Source organism: Hallella colorans (assembly GCF_003096815.1).
GTDB lineage: Bacteria > Bacteroidota > Bacteroidia > Bacteroidales > Bacteroidaceae > Prevotella > Prevotella colorans.
Genome location: NZ_QENY01000001.1, coordinates 196,852 through 215,873, shown reverse-complemented (window position 1 = coordinate 215,873; position 19,022 = coordinate 196,852). Strand labels below are relative to the sequence as shown.

The following is a 19,022-nucleotide window of genomic DNA, read 5'->3' as shown; positions in this document are numbered from 1 at the left end:
TTTCCGTATAAAATTCTTGTTTTGGAATTGTATTTCATCGAAAAACGATTATCTTTGCATTATATAAGGTTAAGTGTTCTTTGAGGCAATGCAGAATAAAGAGCAGGAAAGAAACTCGCTCGTTTCCAACTCGTAACCCTTTTACCCTTTATTCATTCTTATTTTATTGGTTATCTGAAAGATACAGATTTCTTGAATCTTTTGCGGGCGTAGTCAGTTGCAATGAGCATCTTTGCCTTTTCCTCACTCTCACTGAGTGGCGCACGTCCTAAGAGAGTGGCATCGCCCGTCTTGGCGAACTCCATCAGTTTGCCGATGAATTCTTCCTGCTCTGGCGTGGGTGGTATGTTGTGCAGTATCTCGTTTTTCTCGGGACGGTCGATACCGATGTCCTTTGCCGTGCGAAAATCGCAAATCTCCGCATAGAACGAGGCGAGCTCCGGCACCTTGATGAATGTCCTAAACCGCTCTTTCTGAATGATGTCGTTTGTGATGGAGAACTCGTAGTCAGTCGATTTCTTGGCAAAAACGGCTGCCCATGCGTCAAAGCTGTTGATACCCTGCTTCTCCAAAGCCTGCGGACGAAGATACTTGAACAGAAGATACAACTCCGTCAGACTATTTGAAATGGTCGTTCCCGAAAGGAAAGTGGCTCCCAAATCCTTGCCCGAACGCTCCTGTATGGTGCGGATGGCAAAGAGCATGTTTAAGGCACGCTGAGAACCATCAGGATTGCCCAAACCCGACACACGGTCATGGCGTGTGTTGAACATCAGGTTCTTAAATTGGTGGCTCTCATCCACGAACAAATGGTCGATACCCATCATCTTGAAATCCACAGCATCGTCTTTGCGCTCTGCGATGCTGTCCTGTATGTTCTGCAACTTCGCTTCCAGCGTCTGTTTGCGCTTCTCCAAGCCTTTGAGCATCCCACGGGAAATCTCCGCTCCTTGCATACGCAGGACTTCAAGGTTTTCCTCCACAGAGTCCTTCTCCTTCTGCAGGATAGCCTCTTGTATCTCCAAGGCTTGCGGTATCATGCCGAACTGCTCGTGCGTGAGTATGATACAATCCCAGTCGTTGTTTTTGATGTCATTGAAGATACGTTGTCTGTTCTGCTTATTAAAATCGTTCTTGCCCGGATAGAGAATCCTTGCATTGGGATAAGCCTTGCGGAAGGTATCGGCAATATCGAATACATTTGCCTTCAGTCCGATAATCATCGGCTTGTTTGCCAGTCCCAATCGCTTCATCTCGTAGGCAGCTGTACACATGATGAGTGTCTTTCCCGCTCCCACCTCGTGGTCGCAGATGCCGCCACCATTGGTCTTGAGCATCCATACGGCATCCTTCTGACTCTTGTAGAGGTCGGCAATGCCCAATCGTCTGAGGTCAAGGTCGGGAAAGGTCTGGTGCGTACCGTCAAAGTTGGGTCGCACAAAACAGTTGAAAAGGCGGTTGTACCTATCGGAGAGTTGCTGCTTGAACGTGTCAGGTGTACGTCCGAGCCAATCAACAAAGCCCTGCCTGATTTCCTCAATCTTGGCATTTGCCATCTGAATGGCATGTCCGTCCCTTACTTTAATGGTCTTGGTCTCTCCCGTAACCTTGTCCATCACCTCCTTGCTCTTGTTGATGTCGGGAATGGTATTGTGCAGGGCATGCTTCAGAAGATTGATGCCGTCATAGCGGCGGAACTCACCCTGTACGGCATACTTGTGCCAGATATTGGCATTCTTTTGGTCGCAGACAATGCTGTACTCGTCCATGTTGGAATGGTAGGATACGTTAATATCTGTCTCGAAGAACTCTGAGGCAAACCTGCCATAGACTTTAGCAGGTATCCAGCGTTCACCGAGATTGAAGTCAAGGTCTGCAAATGGAATGGGGGTTGGCGTGGCTGCGCGCAGGGCAGCAAGGCTCTGCTTTGCTTCTTCGTGGTCGGGATGGTCCAATAGCCATGACTCGATACGCTCCGCCTTTTCTATTACATTGCCCGAAATGAACTTGTCCGCCACCTCGTAGGCATTCTCTTCGGGATTGTAATAGATGCGACCTTCTAAGGAAGAAATGATGTCACTTTCCTCCATATCAGGTAAAAGGGAACTCATGTAATCAAGTTCCACCGTGCCGTACTTGTTGAGCGATGCACCCAGTGCCTCCATTGGGTCTGCGGCAACGGTCAGTTCCGTGGTAGAAAATGCCGTAGGATGGTCGAAGATGTCCGCCTTGATGTACTTGCCGTTTTCGGAGCGTTCCAAGAACAGCATTTCCACACCTGTAGCATCCATCTTGATGATGTCGGTGTTCGCCTTCTGGTTAAAGTAGCCCCAGCGTGCAACATAGTCATCATATAGGTGGTTGAGCCTGCTTCGATCTTCCCTATCTTCTGCATGGTTCTCTGCCTCGTAGTCATAGAGACGATGGTAGCACTCCCGTATCTCGATATAGCTTTTTAGTCGGGAAAGCTGGGCATACGGCAAGTCCATCGGATTAAAGGTTGGATGTCGCTTTAAGTCAGAAAGAAACCCCACCTGACCTTTCTGCACGACAATGGAGCCATCCCTCAAATGCGAGTCGGGTGATGAGAGAAAGGGACGGGGTGAGGAATCGAACTCCTTTTTCACCTCCGCTATCGGTTGTGCTTTGCGCTCTTCGGCTTCATTCATGAAATCAAAGAGAGACGGTTCACGATATGACTGAGAGGAAGTCTTCTTGCTGCTTCTACCCTTGGTTCTGTGCTGCGCTGCAGTTGTTGGCTGTTTCTCCTTATTCTCGTTTCTTCCTTTATTTCCCGTCACCCTCTGTTCTTTGGAAGCCTGTATCTGTGGTTTAGGGGCTTCCTTAATCTCGCCGTTCACGCGCTTTACTTCCTGCGTCCAGAGATTGTATTCCTCCGGAGCGAATAGTGAAGGCTGCTCCGTTTCCTGTCGCTCGTCCAAGCCGTCCATCACTGGGTGGTGGTCATCATCGAAATAGACAGTCTGCCCGTTCATCTCCCGTGGGGCTTCCACATCGGTGCGGATTTCTTTCACTTCCTGCTCATATTGGCGGTGAAGACTAAGCACGGGTACGCCCTCTGGGACTGATTCTTCAATAGTAGAGCCTGCCTCTTGTATCTGTACTGTCTGCTCATCGCCCGTTTTATCCACTTGCTCACTTACCTTTTCAACTTGGACTTCCTCTTTGGCATTTTCCGTAGAAAGACTATTCTCCATTGTCGGAGTCTGAACTTCGGGTGCAGCCTTTTCCTTGATTTCCTCGATATCCGGTTCCTTTGTATATTGTCCTCTGACAATCTCCTCTAATTCGGCTATCTCGTGCAGTTTCTTGGGTGTAAAGTACAGGTCGCGCTCGATGCCCAGCCCATGAATCTTCACTTCCTCCATCTCGTCAAGCGACATATTGCCCAACTCCCAGTCGTAGCCCATTGTTACGACACCGAAACCAATGCGAGTTTTAGGGTCGTACTCCAAAAGATAAGCCGTGTAAGCTCCCATCGGGAAGAAATAGCGTGCATAGGCGACCTTATCGCCTATCAATCCTTTCTCTGTGCTGTACAGTTTAGGTAGTCGCTTTCTGATGCTGTCGGGCATCAGATTATAGGCGTTATCTGCCTCCTTGTCCGTTTTTGGGTCCTCTTTGGGCAAATCAACCGTTATCCCTAACTTATGCAGTTGCTTCTCGGCTTCTTTCTGCCGTTCCTCCTCCGTCATAGGTATGCCTGTTTCATAGAGTTTGCGGTCAAAGCGTTGCTCAACTTCCAAGGAGAGCTGTGTCCTGATACTCTCCGCCATATCATCAATGCTGCCATCGAACCGATACTCCCATGCAGGCTTGCCGTAGGGGTCTGTACCCATCGTGCGCTCCGTGGCGATGATACGGTGGGCAATGTCTTTCCAATCTCCTGCAAAAAGTGAGTTGTGCTTGAAGACGACAGAAGAGCCTTCTTCTTTGGGAACGGAAAGAGTTTCTATAAACTGCTGTTCAATCCCCTCGCTGATTTCTTTACCTGTCTGCTTCTGCAGGACGATGAGGTCACTGCCTACGTCCGTTCCCGCATTGTCTGAAAACATACCTGATGGCAGTCGGAGAGCGGAGATAAGGCGGCTGTTCTGCATAAGATAACGGCGGATGGCTTCATTGCGGGGACTGTCCAATACACCTTGCGAGGTAATAAACGCAAGAAGTCCGCCTTCCTTGATGCAGTCCAATCCCTTTACAAAGAAGTAATTGTGGATGGCTCGTGTGGATTCCCTCTTAAGAACATCCTTGCCCTTGCTGTACTCACGGTCATAGACCATGAAATCCCCGAAAGGAATATTACTTGTTACAAGGTCGTACTTGTCCTTATCTTTCAACTCCCCGATGGCTTCAAAGGGTTCTTGGCGGACAATGATATTGCCTTGCCCATAAGGATGAATGGCTTGTGAGATACGGGCAGTGAGCAAATCTTTTTCCATTGCATCGACCATACCAGTCCTTTTAGCAAAAGTCTCGGTAAAGGCTCCCATGCCTGCCGAAGGGTCCAAGCAGCGACGTATGGGTACATCTACAGAAGTAAGCGCATCGGAAATGGCGGCAACGATACGGGTATCGGTATAGAAGGAGGTCAGTACGCTTGCCTTGATGCTCTCCCAGTACCGCTTGGCGGTATTGGCATCGACGGCATCACGGTAAATCATCTGTTTGAGCCTTTGGGTAGGCTCGAAAAGTTGTTGCTCCGATTGGCTCCAATAGCGGAGGTCATCGGGACTGTCACATCGATTCAGCACGCATTTCAAGCCACCGAAGCCCTGGTAGCCACGCAATATGCCTTTTTCTGCTTCTGTGGCTTCGCGGCGTTCTTTTTCCAAGCGAAGCACAACACGGATGGCTTCTGTGTTGGCTTCAAGGACGTTTTTCTTATTGTATGCCATAGTGTTTTCTTTTTAATTAAGGAGGAAAAAGGTCGGAAGATAAAAGTATATCACCTTCCGACCTCTTCTGTTCCTCTCTGTTTCTGTCAGGATTATCTCCCTCGTTGTTTTCCTTTCCTGTTTTCAAATTCAAAAGAAGTGGTGTAATCTTCATTAAGGACAAGTCGGGCGTTGAACTTTTTGCCTGCCTTACTGGTCAATCCTTTGAGAATGGGGGTACGTCCTGTGGTTAGCAAATCCCGGATGTAGTCCTCGGTGAGAAGCGTGCCGCAAACCTCACGGAAGACGCGGAAGTCGCAGCCCTCGTGCCTGCATTTGGCGACTTTGGTATAGATGCCCACGCTCTCACTGCCACACTTGGGGCAGCGATAGGTGGGATAAGACTTCTGTTTGGGGGCAAGAGAAAGCAGTTCCTCACAAATGGTGCCAACGTAGGAGTTGATGCCTTGTGCAAACTTTTCGGGCGGCATCTGTCCAGCCTCGATAGCGGCAAGAGCCAGTTCCCAACTACCTGTCATCTCTGCATTGGCAATCTTCTTGTCTTTGACAATCTCATAGACGACCAAGCCTTTCTCGGTAGGTATGATGGATTTCTTGTCTCTTCGGATATAGTCACGGAGAATAAGTGTCTCGATGATGTTGGCACGGGTGGCAGGTGTTCCGATGCCACACTCAGCCATTGCTTTCTTACTTTCTGCATCTTCGACCTCTTTTCCTGCGTTCTCCATCGCAGAAAGCAGTGTCGCTTCTGTGTAGAGAGGTTTAGGTTTGGTCTTATGCTCGGTGATGTCAGTAGAAACAAGTGGTAAAACCTCTCCCTCCGTCAAATCAGGCAATGAAGGTAAAACCTGTTCATTGTCGTTTTCCTTTTTCTCTACATCAGTAACCTGCTCTTTCTGCACGGCTTTCCAGCCCAAGGAGATTTGTCGGCACGCCTTCCAAGTAAAGGAGTTGGCGCCGTCCGTGAACTGCACCTGCATACGCTCTTCTTCGGAATCGGGAAGAAAGGCTTCAATGAAGCGATTGACCACCATTTGATAGATAGTTGTTTCATCTGCCGACATTCCTGAAGGCGTTTCTCCTGTAGGAATAATGGCGTGGTGGTCAGTTATCTTGGCATTGTCCACCGAATGACGGTTAAGCGGAGTCGGAAGCGTTTCTCCTATCTTGCGGAGCAGGGAGGGTACTTCCTCGAAAACATCCTCACTGATGTATCGGCTGCCTGTGCGGGGATAGGTCGTGATTTTCTTCTCATAGAGGCTCTGGGCAATCGAGAGGGTCTTGTCTGCAGAAAAGCCGTGGCGCCGGTTGGCTTCCTTCTGCAAGGCAGTAAGGTCGTACAAGAGTGGTGGTGACGTATGTCCCACCTTTCTTGCGACCGATTCAACCTTAAGCTGGCTCTGACTGCGAAGCGCAGCAAGAGCAGTCTGTGCCAATGCTTCATTCTCATAGTCTTTACAGCCAACGGCTTTCAGCGATATGCCCTCTTTCTCCATGAGTGCGGAGAGTTTCCAATAAGGTACGGAAGAAAAATCATGGTTCTCTATGTACCGACGGCAGACCATAGCAAGGGTTGGAGTCTGTACCCGTCCCAAGGAATAGCCGCCTTTGCGGACGATGGACAATGCACGGCTGGCATTGATACCCACGAGCCAGTCGGCTTCGCTTCTTGCCTTGGCGGAGTAATAGAGATTGTCGTAACACTTTCCTGATTTAAGATTGGAAAGTCCTTCACGGATAGCTTTGTCCGTTAGTGATGAAATCCAAAGACGGTCGAAAGGCTTTCTGCAACCAAGATGTTGATAGATGTAGCGAAATATCAACTCTCCTTCACGCCCTGCATCGGTGGCTACAACAATGCGGTCTGCTTTGTCAACGCAGGAACGTATCACTTTGAGTTGTTTGAGTGCTGCAGGGTCTGATGTATACTCTTTGTCCTTACGTACTTGTCGTACCACTAACTGAAAAGGATTGGGACGAATGGGCAGGTCTTCAGCTTTGTAGGCGGAAAAACCGTAGGCTTCTGGCATGGCAAGGGTGATGAGGTGTCCCATTGCCCAAGTCACGATATAGCCGTTACCTTCTAAAAATCCGTCTTGTTTGGTATTTGCCCCGACAATGCGGGCAATATCTCTGGCTACCGAGGGTTTCTCGGCGATAATACAAGTTGTCATAGTCGATAATAGAATTAAGGGTTACATCTTGCGTCCACGGGACTTCTTCTGTTTGTTTTCGTCCTGTTTCTGTTTTTGGGCGGCAGTGGGCTGTGTCTGCCCAGTCTTCAATGGCTCTTTCACGTTCTTCGTAGCTTCATTGGTCTTACCGTAGTTATTCACGGCTACCTGCGTCTTGTGCTCTTCGGCTACAGCAACTACCTTTTCTTTGCCGGTTTCCTGTTTCTTGTCAGGATTCCACTTGTAAAAACGTGGACGGTTCTGCTCCTTGTCCATGCGAACGTAGGCATTGAAAGAGTTTCCCTCCTTATCCACCATGTTTTTAAGGTAAAGTGTTCGACCACTGTCCAAGGCTTCACGTTGCTTGTCAGAAAGCTCCAACCCACAGAGTTTGTGAGGCACTCCTTGCTGTTGTGTTTGTTTGTGTTCCTGTCGTTCTCTTAAACTCTTGTTGTCGCCAAAGATAAACTCAATGCCCTTTCGCTCAGCATTGACCTGCAGGGTGGCGTTGAATGTCTTACCACTCTTGGCAGTCATACCCTCCACCTTCACAGCTTTGCCTTCCACAAGGTCTTTGTATTGTGCGTCGGAGAGTGTCACGCCCTTGATCTCCTTAGGAATGTTCACACGGTCGGCACGTAAGGCAACAATTTCGTTGGTCTGTGGATCGATGGAGACATAGGCAGAAAAAGCATTGCCGTTCTTGGGGGTTACTTCGATGGTCTTGCCAAGGTTGCCCGTAGTGAGTAGTTGTTCTTTCTCTTCGGGCGAGAACTTGTAGCCCATATAGGGAAAGTCGAGCTGTGGCTCCTTGCGTAAAGGGTGGATAGCTAAGCCGATATTGCCGTTGTCGTCCGTGCGGAAAGCAAGGCGAGCTTCGGTGTAGATAGTAGTGTCTCCAATAGGTACGGCAATCGTCAAGAGATTGCTCTTCTGCCAATTGAGCATCTTTTCCAATTCTCCACTTTGTTCCAGTCGTTCACGGGTAAGACCGAGGTCATTGAGTTGCTTCCAATCAATCTTCGATTCATCAATGACTGTGGCGTTCTTCTTTTTCGGCAGATAGTCGTCAAAGGATACTCCAACCTCTGTCAGTTGCTGTTTGCTTTCTGGCTTCTCACGGTTTTGCAGCATAGTGCGCAGGTTGTCCACACCTTGCTCTACATTGTTTGCCAAAACTTTATACAGTCCAAAACGAGATGGGTCGTTGAACTGACGGAGAAAATTGCTCATGAAGTTTTTTAGAAGTCCGTCCTTGTTGTTAAACTTCAAGAACGCTGCCTGATTGGCAGCGATTGCTTCGGTGGTTTTAAGGTTGCCCTTGTCATCGATACCTGAAACTACGGAAAGCTTGCCTGCTTCCTTTTCGTTCTTTACTTCCGTGCGGTCTTCCAAGACCAGCACGTAATTGTCATTGCTGTTTGATTCCATTTTCCTAAATTTAATGGTGAATACTGTTATCAAGCAGCTAAATTATAGGTATATAAGGAAAACTAAAAGTTTTCGGGAAAGGTGGGAAATAAAAAGAGAACGCGGGAAACAGTAGTTTGTGTGTCGTAAGACCTTACTTACAAGAAGTCTAAAATGCCGCTTTACGAAGTAAGATATAGTTGCTATAATAAGGAAAATCCCCAATTATCCAGCAGATAATTGGGGATTTTCCTTTATTATGTACCTTTTAACTCAGACACCTTTTAATGACTTCATCGCTGATACCATTTTCTTTCATTCTTTCAGCAACGGCTTGCTTATAATTATTTACTTCATGGCAGTGGAATACCATGTGTCCAAGTTCCTCCAGGGCTTTTTCTATACGTTTTCTCCCTTGCTCCGTTTTCAAGTCAATGTCTGAGAATTTGGAACGCTCTCTGTGAAGGTTAAGGTAATAAATGCCACCGATTATCAGGGATGATATGGCGGATATATCAATACCAGTGTCCTTGAATTTCTCTTCATAGATATTGACAAGAGGTAAAGTGTGCATTTCTCTGAGCATGGCCGTACGGACTGTGGTCTCATTTCCTTCAGCAATCTCCCAGCGTAACAGTTCCAACATCACTGATTTATCTTGAAGTGCTTTCTGTACATCCTTGAAAATACTGATATAGCCCAATTCTGAATCTGTAGGAAATTGAACACCAGTGAGCACATCCTTAAACCAATAGTCATACCTCTTAACGAATTCATCATAAAATTTGCTAAGATTGTCATATCTGTTATAGAACACAAGCGGCTCTATTCTGGCTTTCTTGATAAGCTCTGTCACCAGCATTGATGCAAAGCCTTTTTTCTTAATCAGACTTTCTGCTGCCTTGATAATGTCTGCCTGTATATCGACGTTTGTCCTTCTGTATCTTTTGGGTTTATTTTCTTCTTCTGCCATCTAAAAAGGAATTGATTTTCTGATTTCCAAAAGAGCAGTCACTAATTGCTCTAACTGTTCTATCTCGTGAGAAGCCAATACACTAACTCTAAGCCGTGCTTCTTTGGTTCTTACCGCAGGATATGTGATACCGCTTACAAAGATACATCTTTTTTGTAATTCACGTGCTATTTCATATACTTTTCTATTGTCTCTTACCATAATAGGAAATATGGCTGATACCGAGCAGCCTATATCAAAGCCTTCCTCTGTCAGTCGTTTGCGCAGATAATTGACATTAGCCCACAACTTCTTGCGAATCTCTGGTTGTGTCTGTATAAGTTCCAGTGCCTTCAGTGAAGATGCTGCAACCTGTGGAGTCATTGCTGCGGAAAAGACATTACTGTCAGCATAATATCTCAGATACTGAATCAGTTTTTCTGACGCGGCAACGAAACCACCGACGCACCCGAAGGATTTACTGAAAGTACCTGTGATAATATCGACCTGTCTCAAGCAATTATAATATTCTGCCGTCCCCCTGCCGTTTTCCCCCATAACCCCAATGCCGTGGGCGTCATCCATCATAAGAAGACAGTCGTGTTTCTTGCAGACCGCAATGTACTCCGGGAGTTTTGATAAATCTCCATTCTGGGAATAGACCCCATCAATGATGACCAATCGGGTCTGGTATTTCCCTCTTTCATGTTTAAGGATCATGTCAAGGTAATCGGTATCGTTGTGTCCGATATGCTTTACGTTTGTCCCAATCAGTCCGCTAGCAGCACTGGTATGGATATAGGAATCAATATATGCAATGTCATTCTTTCCTAAAATTGCACGAAGCAGTCCCGCATTGGCTCCAAAGCCGGATGAGAAAAGAATGGCATCTTCCTGTCCTACAAACTTCGCTATGCCTTCCTCCAATTGCTTATGAATGTCCAAGTAGCCTCCAATAGCTTGAGCGGCACTTGCCCCTGTACCGTATTTCAGGACGGCATTTATACCAGCCTCCTTGGTCTCAGTCCTTTGCGACATACCAAGGTAATCATTAGAAATGTATGCGGAAACCTCACCGTCATAGCCCTCGATTTGCATCTTGGCTCCAACTCCTGTTCTTGCCATGACCCAATAACTTTTGCAGCCGAACTGCTCCATTTGGTCAATGTAACTTTGGAAATTTTGGATACGCTCGATAACATTCTCGTTTGGAGTAATCTTGAAATCCTTTAATGAAATAATATTTTTATTCATATAAACAATGTATATATAGTAAATAACTCCACAAATATAGCGAAAATATTAAGAAAATACAAATTTTGAAAAAAAAAAAAACCGATTTTGCTTGTTATACACAATTTATGTTGTATATTTGCAGCGATATAATTGATGTTTTATGTTAATTTCAAAACTATGAAAATGAAGAATGTAAAAATGAGGATTGCTAACCAGTTTGCAAAGTCCATACCTGTAGTGGTGCTATGTGCCCTATTTAATGCCTGTGGCAATGATGACTCAACAGAAAGTTTCTCTGGAAAAACAACTTTGACACAAGTTGTAAATACAACATTTTCTACAACAGATGAAGAAATCTTGCCAGCAGAAAATGACTCTGTCCTTTTGGAAATACTTCATAATTCACAGACAAGATCTGCCAAAAGAGGACTTATGTCTCTATCATATGAGGATGCGGATGACTATTTTGATGAGAATATCTATCAACTCCGAGAACTACCATTAATAATTCAAGCGAGAGGAACTGGCAACAAATCTAACAAATTTTTATCGTGCGATGGGGCTGGGAAAGAGGTTGGTTTGGTACCTTCTGCTTCTTCTAATAGGCAATGTTTTTATCTCCGTATTCTTCCGGCCTCAGCAGGAATTCCATATTTGATATACTCTGATGCGTCAAAAACCCCTCTCAGTGTTGGTTACTACAGAAAGAATCCGGATAAGAAAATTTTATATGCACGACAAGATAATAATGGATCACTTTTTATGGCAGCCTGGGACTTAAAAGCCTGCGATTATCAAGGATATTTTGCAATAACAAGCAATGATTATATTGGACGATCTGATCCAAATAATACCTGGTCTATTTTTTACTATACAATAGAAGCACAAGATGAAAATAAAATAGGCTATGCAAAGTATTCAAAGAAAGCACAGCAAGAATTTTTAATTCAGCCGAGAGATAGTTTCACAGTTGATTATATTGATTTTGATAAGTCTTCTGCTAAAATTTCCAAGCGCAATCCTTTAGAAGTCGTTAGCTATGGTAAAAATGAAACAGAAGAGCGAAGACCATTTAAAATTGTATCTGCACATTATGCGACTAATACATCACGATTTTCTGAAAAAAGTATATTGAAAATCCCATTTGGGATCAGTAAATATTTCTATTCTCCAAAAGTCGAGGCAGAACATGTGGTTGTTCCATCTCCCGTAAAACCTGAAGATCTTGAGCAGAGTGGATTTGAGAAAAACATCCAATACACAAATAATACGCAGAATATGCCCACAATCTTAAAAGTTGAAATTGATGGTAATGCAAAACCAAATTCCTTAATCGAAGTTACTTCTTGGCTAGAAAACTATAATGTTTCTGTTAACTATACGGCATATATGTCTTATAAGTATAAAGAAGGGGATGTAAGAACAGTTAAAATAAGAGGGACATGGTATGGAACTCTTTATACTAAAAAGCGTGCAAAGCCAGATGTTATAAAGTTTTTCGACTTAAATGACGGAGAGGAATTATCGCTTATGAAAACAAAAAATATTACAATTTCTAAAACCTTATTAAAATGAAAAGATATAACATACTACAAAAATCTTTTGTTGTATTATTTTTAATATCTATCAGTTCTTGTACTGACGATATTAATAATTTCGAATCATTGTCTAATAATCAATTAAACAGTATTGATGACAATATTGTCATATTTGAGCGAAACTCACATTTGCCGAAAGCTCGGGTTAAAAGTAAAATACAATTTAATACTAGGGCGGGTGCTACCAATAGAGGCAATACAGATGCTTTATTGGGATACGGCTATAAACTTCTGAATGGCACGTATATTATGGGAGATCTCAGAAACATAACTTTCCCTATAATAGACTTAGAGAGTATTAGGAGTTACGATCAGTCCTACATAAATGGCAACCGTCTCAATACTACGCAAACGAAGATATTTGCATATGATACCTATGATAGATATCAATATAACTCCTCAGTTTCAAAAAAGGTTTCATCAGGTTTTTCTCTTAATGTGAAAATCTTTTCAATTGGAAGAAAAAAAACTACTACAGAAACGTTCAAAACGGTTATTGACAACTTAAATGAAGCTACTTTTGGTGAGTTAAGTTTAGATTTTGTGTCCGATCATTTTTCTCTACAACATTCAGATGGAGCTAGGAAATTATTCTCTCGTCAATTTCTATCGAAATCTTTTGTCAGGAATCTATATGGTTCTACCATACAATCGACCTTAGATAACTATGGAGATTTTGTCGTGACAGATTATTTGACAGGTGGTAAAGCTTATGCAATTTATGCAGGACACAACAGTCAAAACAAAGAAACGCATGGGAAAGAAAAAGGAATGGAAAAAACCATCAACGCTTCTTTAACTTATAAAGGTGCTACTGCTAGTGGTGAACTTGGTTTTACTAGTTCAAATCAAAATACTACAACTAATGAATTTAAGAATAAGGATACATACATCTATATAAAAACATTCGGAGGAGATCGAAATGCAAGTGAGGCTGAAGTAAAGGCACGCACGATGGAAAATCTAAATATTAATTTATCACCGTGGCTTTCTTCCTTGAAGAATGAAGAGAATAATACCATAATTGATGTCTCTGATAACAGTTTATATCCCTTGTCAGATTTTGTATTAGAAAAAAATTTTAAACAAAGATTTGACGATACGACAAATGGTATTTTACCCTCTTTTTATAATTTTGTTACTCCTTATATCGTAATTGAAAGAGTTATGGTTAGGTCTAATTCTGCATATGAGGCTCTTTACGATGTGGTTCCTGTTTTGATTACCCGACAAGGTGATAGAATTATCTTTATGAATAATAGCAATTCAAAAAGCAATGAGGAATTGGCAAAAAATGAAGATAATGTATGTTTCTTACAAAAAGTCAAATTTTTGTCAGCGAATCGAACAAATATGTTTAGCGACAATATAGAACTTGATTATAATAAGAAAGTACGTATAAATCCGACGTTACGAAATCCTCTATGTATTGTCATAGACGATTTTAATAAAACAGATTTTTATCGGTATTATTATGCAAAGACTGGTATTGAATATATATATAACCCCAAAAAACATATTGCATTTTCATTCTATATAGATGAAGAGGACGATGATGTACTTGATGTTTATGGTATCAGGGATTGGGTGGAGAATTTACCAGAAAAAAAAGTAACAATAGCCTCATTAGCAAACCATTACTATATTATTGGACTTTAATTGAAAAAATTATGAATAGGGATATTGCAAAAATCGTCTCTTTAATAGTAATTCTGTGTTTAACAGGATGTGGAGAAAATGACGTGAAAGACGATGAGACATTAGGGTTTACTACTATCAATATGATGAATGAATTAAATGGGAAAACCTATTTAGATAATACTGGTATCTATATTAATAAAACTAATAATTTTACATCTCAATCTTGGTATATAGTAGATGTGGATTCAAGAGTAAAAGTTATAAAAAAGGATACACAATATGATTTAGGCAACTTAACGTATCTGGCAGCAGTGCAATATAAGCATTGGTTTGAAGCATATAACCCATATGATATTATTAAATTTCCTTCTGGAAAAAATGCAATCTGTTGCGGAGCAATTTTTTATAAATTTTATCCAGTTTCTTCTATCCAAGAAGATGGAATTATTAAGGGAGCTGTTGTCAAATACTCAAAACATACCGCAAATTCCGAAATACTTCCTCCTAAAGAGACATCAATAGGAAAGATGACTAAACCTTATGACAATATTGAATATACAATACCGGAAAATACTGAATTTTTGGCTGGCGACTATCTGAAAGCTGAATTAAAATACTTTGATATACAATTGAAAGATGGAAAGCTAAAAATAAGACTAAAAAAATATGTAGATAAACAAGAAGGTCCGTATGGCGATTATATCATTTATCTACGATACGGTACTATATATACATCACTGGTGTTTCATGTTACCGAATAGTCATTTTTGTAAATGTGGTCTGTTAAGTCTCATTTCTTAGAATTTAAAGTTCATTGTATGGAAGATGTAGTCCTTTTGACAAATCGGAATAAATTTATGGAAAAAATCAAAGCTCATAAGCTGGTTTTAAAACATTATGCTTTTTCCATTATCATTTTCAATATTGAAAATGAGATGCTCTTGCAACAGAGAGCATTAACCAAATATCATTCAGGTGGTCTTTGGAGCAATGCTTGTTGTGGGCATCCGTTATCTGTAGATTCCATTTTCCACATTAAACATCAAGCTATCCAAAGGCTTTTTGAGGAATTGGGCTTTACTACTGATATTCATTATCAGTGTACTTGTGAATATTGATAAATGATGGTGATAATAGTAGTTATTTTGCTTACCTTAAATTCACAATCAATGATTCTTGGTATATAAAGACCGAGTGTGGGAAAGTTTTTAATACTATGGTATGGAAGTGGCAACCTACTTTAGGGATACAATCTGTATGGCGCTTAAATTAGGATAGATTTTTAGAAAGATGAATACTTCAAGAAATAGATTTATAAAGGTATTAAAGCGGTATCTTAAATTAAACTTTTTTACCTTTTTCTATATAAATGTCGCAATTTATGTAGTTGCTTTATATGTTGAATTAAATTATTTATATTCTAAATCATATTATTTTGAACTATTTGCAAATAAATTCAATTCACAAAAAGAGTTATTGAAAGAATTTGCTGCTCAGAAAAGTATGGACATATATAATTATTTATGGATTCCTGTTCATGTGTTATTATCGTGTTTCCTAATAGGTATTTGTATATTTTTGCACGGCTCTTTCATTTAAGAATGAATTGAATACATAACTTCCCTTACCCGACTCATGTATGAGTCGAGGAAAATATTGTGTCTGTATATCAATAAGTTATGATATTATCAAAATTTGATTATTTTCATTTTTGATACAGAAAATGCAATAGTTTTGTGAAACACAATGAAATATGTCTCATCAGTTCTGCCATGCCCTTTCTTTTGTCGGATTTCTTCTTTCTTCGTCCTCGCCATATTGAGAACACGGAGTAGACAATTCTTTGTATGGTATCTAAATTGCGAGCTGCCCTTGCCGACTTTCGTTTTATCTTGTCTTGTAACAGGTTACGGTCCAGCCCCCAGTGCATGCTTTCTATCGACCAGTGGTTGCGCACTGGCGTCCCTAATCTTGGTGTGTTCGCTGGCAGGCTGCTTACATGCAGCCTTTTCTCAGTAGTGCAGCTTCCCGTTGACTTTTTGACAGTTTCGCATTCATATTCTATAATGGTCAGGTTGCCGTTCCACTTCTCCTTATTTGCAATGAGGTCAGTCCCGTCAAACACACGATAGCTTCTCGTCTCAATTCTTCCATGTCCGAGCTCCGGTTCACCACAATAGGAATAAACGGGGGATAGTTCTTTGATTTTATCCTCTACACCGTAACGCAGCGAACGCTGGTTTGATTTCAGTTCTATGATGAAGTCTCCGTTTTTCTCCCTAATTTTGTCAACGATATCTTTCTGCATGGACATCGCATCTGCCGTGACGATCTTTCCTGATATGTCGATTTTGTCAATAAGCAGTGGAACTGCCTTTATTTCATTGCTCTTCTCTTCGCAGGCCTCGGTTGCCAACGTGATGTCTGTATTGAATGAATGAGCGGATACGATATCTGGGTTTCGTCCATTTTTCAAAACTGTGCCGCGCTCAGCCTTACCGTCTATGCAGATGATTTCTTGGGTGCAGCACATCCCCACCAATTCCTTGTGGAACGTCTCGGCAAAGACCTGCAGCTGATTAGCCATTGCTTGATCATCAATCCCTTCTTCCATGCGGCAGAGAGTTGCCTCGGATGGAATGCCGTTGGCTAATATGTCCAACTTACGGAAACTCTTGAGGTTGTGTTTACCGAATTCTATGATTTCTGCTCTGCTGACACAATTTGACACTCGTCCTAATATCAGTAACATGATGATGTCGCTCAACTTGTGACGTATGTTTCCCTTCTCTGCTCTACGGAAATCGGGTATTGAGGAGGAGAATTCGTAAAGTTTTTCAAGAATACTACCTTCTAATTTTGAATTTTTTAATACCTTAGCGGTGTGGTTGATTGTGTTTGCGACAATCCCATTAGTTTGGTCGAGTGGCTGTTTTTCTTTCATAATTATCTATTTTTTACTATAAAGGTACAAAAAACAGCGCACTTGACCAACTTTTATTAGTACTTATTTTGCTGATTTTCATATAGTTAGATTAAAATTTTAACTTATTATACCACACGAGTATCAATAGTTAAATACCATACGATTATGGTAGTATTTTTAGAAAAGAACAGCTTTCACCGTGTTACTGGTATGCTATAAAATAATGATATTTAGAATAAGAACCAAGACTTCTTAAATGAAAGAGCCGTGATATTTTTGGGATTGAATATAATGAATATTAGGATACGATTTAAGGAGAGTTTAAAAATGGTAATGGCGTGTACCATTATTTTTCCAATCAACTATTTAATTACAGTGATACTAAAAATTTCTCATATTATCTCATTTAATGAATACAACATTGATGATGAATATGCTTATCAGTCTATTGCTGCTTTATTTGATATTTCAAAAATTCCTGTTTGGGAGTATGCTATATTGCGCCAGATAAATATTACGGAAATATCATTCATATTATTCCTTTCATTAGCATTAAGTATTAAGATGCATATTAATTTTCTTAGGGGGACTTCAAGCACGGCTATTACTTATATTATAGGCCTAATCATATATGGAATAGTGTCTGTTTTTGCAGGCTATATATTAATCAATTAATTTTATTTATTATGAAAAAGCTATCAAATGAGAGTCTTCAAAAGATTTCAGGTGGAAAATTTTGGGGCAAGAACACGCAATGTGAGAAACGTGAAAACAATCAATGTTGGTGTAGAACTGTCTATTACCAGTTTTGGATAAAATCGTATTCTCCATGGCAACCTGCAGCAGCATGGTATTGTAAGGACTTATAATCTTATGGAGGGCAGCTCTTAGGAGTCTGCCTTCTATAAAATAAATAGTATTAATTAAGTGCTAATCAAAATAAACAGCATGTCTTTCCCATATCTGTGTATATAGGAGCAAAAGGAAATGTTATTTAGTACAAAGCTACTGTCCAAAGAAAATCTCTAGGATATGTGATTTAAATTAGTTGTTGTCGATGAGTTACGAGGATATTATTTTTTCGGGATTTAATTTTGTACTTTTGCAAAGCGTATTGCAAGAGGCAGATATAATGAATCTGGGAAAGACAGCATTCGCTCAGATCATGTCGCTCATACCGGGATATGAGTTCGACAAGTGCGTAAAGAGAAACAATGGCAACAGATATGTCATCGGATTCAAATGCAGAGATCTGTTCTTGATAATGAACTTTGCCCAATTCACCGACAAGGTCAGTCTCTGCGGCATTGACGTGACGCAGGGTAGCACTCTCTTCCAGACTATATTCGCGAGGAATAAAGTTATTCAACGTTCCACTTTGGCTCATATCAATGAGACCAAGAACTGGCGTATATACCATGACTTCAGGCTGATTCTTATTGTCTGGGAAAGAAAACTGTATCAGAGCGAGCCTTCCCGACTTGACATGGATGGAATCGTGCATGCTTTTTGTGGCAGTACAATCAAGTTGAACCTCCAGTTTAGTCTATGGGTTCGCCTGCATCATGACAAAGGCGCTGTGAATATGCATACGCTGTTGGATTTGCGTGATTCAATACCCATCTTCATCTATCTGACCGAAGCTGCTGTTCGTTATTTCACGGCTATGAACCTAATCCCCACAGTATCTTACAATCATTACCTCATGGATAAATATATCTATTTCATGCAGTTGTTCAATCACTTCCACCGTCAACAGGTATCCTTCGTAACGATAGCCAAGAACAACATAAAGTATGAGGTGATAGAGGATCACCTTGTTGATAGGCAAGCTGGCGTTATCTGCAATTCTGTTATCAAACACACTGGATTGAAAACATCCAAGTGGTATCCAGACACACTCCGTATTGTAGCGTATGATAATTATGCCACAGGCAATGTCTATAGGTTTGTAACCAATGACTCCACGCATTCCTATCTGACCATCGCAGAACTCTACGGAGAGCGTCGGTAGGCGGAGTATTTCTTTAAATGGATAAACCAAGCGGTCGCACAACATCAAGTCGCTCTACGAAACGAGGCAGAATGCACAGATCTGGATAGTTATCTGCACCTATCTGCTGCTTGCCATTGTCAAGAAAGTGGGTCATGTAGATCATATTATAT

Annotated in this window: 13 protein-coding genes; 6 read left to right on the top strand and 7 right to left on the bottom strand. The window is 41.7% G+C overall.

Going from position 1 to position 19,022, the window contains the following annotated elements; translation table 11 throughout:
• Window positions 1-170: 170 nt before the first annotated feature.
• From C7379_RS00975 to C7379_RS00955, 5 genes are all read right to left on the bottom strand, one after another.
• On the bottom strand, window positions 171-4,919 hold the full coding sequence (locus C7379_RS00975; protein WP_116615581.1) for a DUF2958 domain-containing protein: 4,749 nt from the start codon (window positions 4,917-4,919) through the stop codon (window positions 171-173).
• 92 nt (window positions 4,920-5,011) lie between these two features.
• Complete coding sequence (locus C7379_RS00970; RefSeq protein ID WP_116615580.1) at window positions 5,012-7,093, bottom strand: type IA DNA topoisomerase; 2,082 nt, start codon at window positions 7,091-7,093, stop codon at window positions 5,012-5,014.
• Window positions 7,094-7,114: 21 nt separating this feature from the next.
• Entirely contained in the window at window positions 7,115-8,524 is a 1,410-nt protein-coding gene (locus tag C7379_RS00965) for a DUF3945 domain-containing protein (RefSeq protein ID WP_116615579.1), read from the bottom strand.
• Between the two features lie 247 nt (window positions 8,525-8,771).
• On the bottom strand, window positions 8,772-9,476 hold the full coding sequence (locus C7379_RS00960; RefSeq protein WP_116615578.1) for a TetR/AcrR family transcriptional regulator: 705 nt from the start codon (window positions 9,474-9,476) through the stop codon (window positions 8,772-8,774).
• The gene (locus C7379_RS00955) at window positions 9,477-10,709 is read right to left on the bottom strand and encodes an aminotransferase class I/II-fold pyridoxal phosphate-dependent enzyme (protein WP_116615577.1); all 1,233 of its coding nucleotides are present in this window, start codon (window positions 10,707-10,709) and stop codon (window positions 9,477-9,479) included. It lies immediately after the preceding gene.
• 159 nt (window positions 10,710-10,868) lie between these two features.
• On the opposite strand from C7379_RS00955, the gene C7379_RS00950 reads away from it, so the two are divergent.
• The 4 genes from C7379_RS00950 to C7379_RS00935 are packed head-to-tail and all read left to right on the top strand — an operon-like array spanning window position 10,869 to window position 15,048.
• Window positions 10,869-12,266: a BSAP5b family pore-forming toxin gene (locus C7379_RS00950; RefSeq protein WP_133241852.1), complete on the top strand. Its 1,398-nt coding sequence runs from the start codon at window positions 10,869-10,871 to the stop codon at window positions 12,264-12,266.
• Window positions 12,263-13,948, top strand: coding sequence for a BSAP5a family pore-forming toxin (locus C7379_RS00945; RefSeq protein ID WP_116615575.1), 1,686 nt, complete (start codon window positions 12,263-12,265; stop codon window positions 13,946-13,948). The genes C7379_RS00950 and C7379_RS00945 overlap by 4 nt, the downstream gene beginning before the upstream one ends.
• An 11-nt stretch (window positions 13,949-13,959) precedes the next feature.
• Complete coding sequence (locus C7379_RS00940) at window positions 13,960-14,691, top strand: DUF5036 family protein (protein WP_116615574.1); 732 nt, start codon at window positions 13,960-13,962, stop codon at window positions 14,689-14,691.
• 57 nt (window positions 14,692-14,748) lie between these two features.
• Entirely contained in the window at window positions 14,749-15,048 is a 300-nt protein-coding gene (locus C7379_RS00935) for an NUDIX hydrolase (protein WP_207773378.1), read from the top strand.
• A 587-nt stretch (window positions 15,049-15,635) separates the two neighbouring features.
• Here the strand turns inward: C7379_RS00935 and C7379_RS00925 are convergent.
• The gene (locus tag C7379_RS00925; RefSeq protein WP_207773377.1) at window positions 15,636-16,874 is read right to left on the bottom strand and encodes an ISAs1 family transposase; all 1,239 of its coding nucleotides are present in this window, start codon (window positions 16,872-16,874) and stop codon (window positions 15,636-15,638) included.
• Between the two features lie 273 nt (window positions 16,875-17,147).
• On the opposite strand from C7379_RS00925, the gene C7379_RS00920 reads away from it, so the two are divergent.
• Together C7379_RS00920 and C7379_RS00910 are read left to right on the top strand one after the other, a co-directional pair.
• Window positions 17,148-17,531 (top strand): hypothetical protein, encoded by a 384-nt coding sequence (locus C7379_RS00920; protein WP_116615571.1) that lies wholly within the window; start codon window positions 17,148-17,150, stop codon window positions 17,529-17,531.
• A 457-nt stretch (window positions 17,532-17,988) separates the two neighbouring features.
• The gene (locus C7379_RS00910; RefSeq protein ID WP_243406667.1) at window positions 17,989-18,870 is read left to right on the top strand and encodes a DUF4372 domain-containing protein; all 882 of its coding nucleotides are present in this window, start codon (window positions 17,989-17,991) and stop codon (window positions 18,868-18,870) included.
• Between the two features lie 13 nt (window positions 18,871-18,883).
• On the opposite strand, the gene C7379_RS13075 is transcribed toward C7379_RS00910, so the two are convergent.
• Window positions 18,884-19,006 (bottom strand): hypothetical protein, encoded by a 123-nt coding sequence (locus C7379_RS13075; RefSeq protein ID WP_262500751.1) that lies wholly within the window; start codon window positions 19,004-19,006, stop codon window positions 18,884-18,886.
• Between the last annotated feature and the right edge of the window lie 16 nt (window positions 19,007-19,022).